This window comes from Streptomyces sp. NPDC088915, assembly GCF_044749825.1.
In the GTDB taxonomy this organism is placed as follows: domain Bacteria; phylum Actinomycetota; class Actinomycetes; order Streptomycetales; family Streptomycetaceae; genus Streptomyces.
The window spans coordinates 1-2438 of the sequence record NZ_JBIVIR010000048.1; the positions used below are offsets into that span (position 1 = coordinate 1).

Annotated in this window: 2 protein-coding genes; one reads left to right on the forward strand and one right to left on the reverse strand. The window is 66.4% G+C overall.

The window, feature by feature from the left end; translation table 11 throughout:
• Nucleotides 1-541 precede the first annotated feature (541 nt).
• Nucleotides 542-1422 (reverse strand): IS5 family transposase gene (locus tag ACIP5O_RS36860; protein WP_401302234.1). Its coding sequence is split into 2 segments (ribosomal slippage): nucleotides 542-1062 and nucleotides 1062-1422, totalling 882 coding nucleotides; the frame shifts between segments, so codons are not numbered across the junction.
• Between the two features lie 95 nt (nucleotides 1423-1517).
• Between ACIP5O_RS36860 and ACIP5O_RS36865 the strand changes: the two genes are divergently transcribed.
• Nucleotides 1518-2335 (forward strand): IS5 family transposase gene (locus ACIP5O_RS36865; protein ID WP_401302237.1). Its coding sequence is split into 2 segments (ribosomal slippage): nucleotides 1518-1860 and nucleotides 1860-2335, totalling 819 coding nucleotides; the frame shifts between segments, so codons are not numbered across the junction.
• The last annotated feature ends 103 nt before the right edge of the window (nucleotides 2336-2438 follow it).

Below are 2438 nucleotides of genomic sequence, written 5' to 3' on the forward strand. Positions count from 1 at the left end.
GGAGGACAACCGGCTGGCGTTTCTAGACGCGGCCCGCACGGCCATGGGGTAGCGCATCGCCGACCTCGAAGATCTTTTACGGGACACCCCTTAGGGGGTGTCCGGCGGATCATGTGGTCCTCTGACCGGTCAAACGTCGGCGTGACTGGAGAACAGGGCCATCGTTCGTAAGAAGTGACTCTAAATAGGAAGTCGACTGCCCTTGCCGTCACCGTGGCAGCCTTCGGCGCGGGGTTCGCTGGAGCGAGCCCCGCGGTTGCAGGCGGGATCATCGTTGTCGCATCCCCCTCGCATGACAACGCATGTGCGAATCACAACACGCGCATCCGGCCCGATGGCAGTACGTCAGGTGGAAGCGGTACAGGGACCAGGTTGTTGGGGCAACTGCCGCTCAGCACCGCACTCAACCACTGCGGTGGAGCCGACGTCCCGCGCGGGGGCGGAAGCAATGTGGAGGACGTAAATCAGAACAATGCGGCCGGAGCGGAGAACGTCCACCAACAGTACTGAAGTCCTTTTGGAGCCAGGGCCTACCCGCAGATCATTGGCGGAGCCAGAGTCGGATCGATGCGGCGGTGACCGTGCCGTGGAAGACGTAGGCCCTCTTGTCGTAGCGGGTGGCGATGGCGCGGGAGTTCTTGAGCCGGTTGATGGTCCGCTCGACCTCGTTGCGGTGCCGGTAGCGGTCGCGGTCGAAGCCAGCAGGTCTACCGCCTGCGCTGCCTCTGCGCCGGCGGTTGGCCCGCTGGTCCTTCGGCTCGGGGATCGTGTGTTTGATGCGACGTCTTCGCAGGTAGCGGCGATTGCGGCGGGAGCTGTAAGCCTTGTCGCCGCTGACATGATCGGGCCGGGTCCGGGGCCGTCCGCCCAGCGGGCGGGGAACGCGAATCCGGTCCAGGACCTCGATCATCTGCGGGGCGTCACCCCACTGACCTGGTGTGATCAGTAGAGCCATGGGGCGGCAGCCGCCTTCACCGGCGAGGTGGATCTTGGAGGTCAGACCGCCCCGGGACCGCCCGAGCCCCTCATCGGGACGGTGGTGCCGGGGCGTCGACCTTTTTTCGGGACCCATGGCTTGGCCTTGCGGGCGCCGCCCGCGTGCTGGTGGGCCCGGCAGGATGTCGAGTCGACGCCGACCATGCCCCAGTCGATCCGCCCGGCAAGGTCGGCGTCGGCCTGGACCGCCTGCAAGAGCCGGTCCCAGGTGCCGTCCGCCGACCATCGGCGATGCCGTTCGTAGACGGTCTTCCAGGAGCCGTAGCGTTCCGGCAGGTCACGCCACGGAACACCGGTGCGGACCCGGAACAGAATCCCGTTGAGCACGGTCCGGTGATCGTTCCACCGGCCGCCCCTGCCACCCGGCGAAGGCAGATGCGGCTCCAACACCGACCACTCGCGATTCGTCAGATCCCCCCGACCCATGACCCAACCAACGAGCCACCGGTCGGAAAGTCACATGATCCGCCGGACACCCCCTGGACCGTGTCCTATGTGGTGAGGCAGTCGTTGAGCTGGTCATGGGGCGGGGTACATGGAGTTGGATAGTTCCGGACGGGTTGTGGGAGATCGCGAAGCCGCTGATCCCGCCGTCGAAGGTGCGGCCGCAGGGCGGCGGGACGCAGGACACGCCTGATGAGACGCTGTTCGCCGCGATCATCTACGTCCTGGTCTCCGGCTGCGCCTGGCGGGCCCTGCCGCCCTGCTTCGGCATATCGAAGTCGACCGCCCACCGCCGGTTCCTGATCTGGTCCCGGGCCGGAGTCTGGGGCCGACTGCACGAGGAGATCCTGCACCGGCTCGACGACGCCGGCCTGCTCGACCTCTCACGCGCCGTCCTCGACTCCGCCCACGTTAGGGCGAAAAAGGGGGCGAACTCGCCGGTCCGAGCCCCGTGGACCGGGGCAAGCCGGGTTCCAAGATGCACGTCCTGTCGGACGCGAACGGCCTGCCCCTCCTCGTCGGCCTCTCGGCCGCCAACACCCACGACAGCCAGGCCCTGAAACCCATGGTGCTCGGTCACCAAACAAGACACGACCCCCACCGAGGACGGAACTTCAAACCCCAGCGTCTGCACGCCGACAAGGCCTACGACATACCTGAACTGCGCAAATGGCTCCGCGGCAAGCGCATCGGCGTCCGCATCGCCCGCAAGGGCATCGAGTCCTCCGAACGACTCGGGCGTCGCAGATGGGTGATCGAGCGGACCATGTCCTGGCTGACCGGCTACCGCCGGCTCAACCACCGATACGAACGCCATCCCCGCAACTACCTGGCCTTCCTCGGCCTCGCCGCAGCCCTCTGCTGCTACAAGCGACTGGTCCGCCTCACCACATAGGACACGGTCTTAGAACTCCTAACGAAATGATCTTCGAGATGGTTGGATCACTCCAGGAGTGATGATCCGGAGGTGCGGGGTGGCGCGGCCGAAGCCGTGGGAT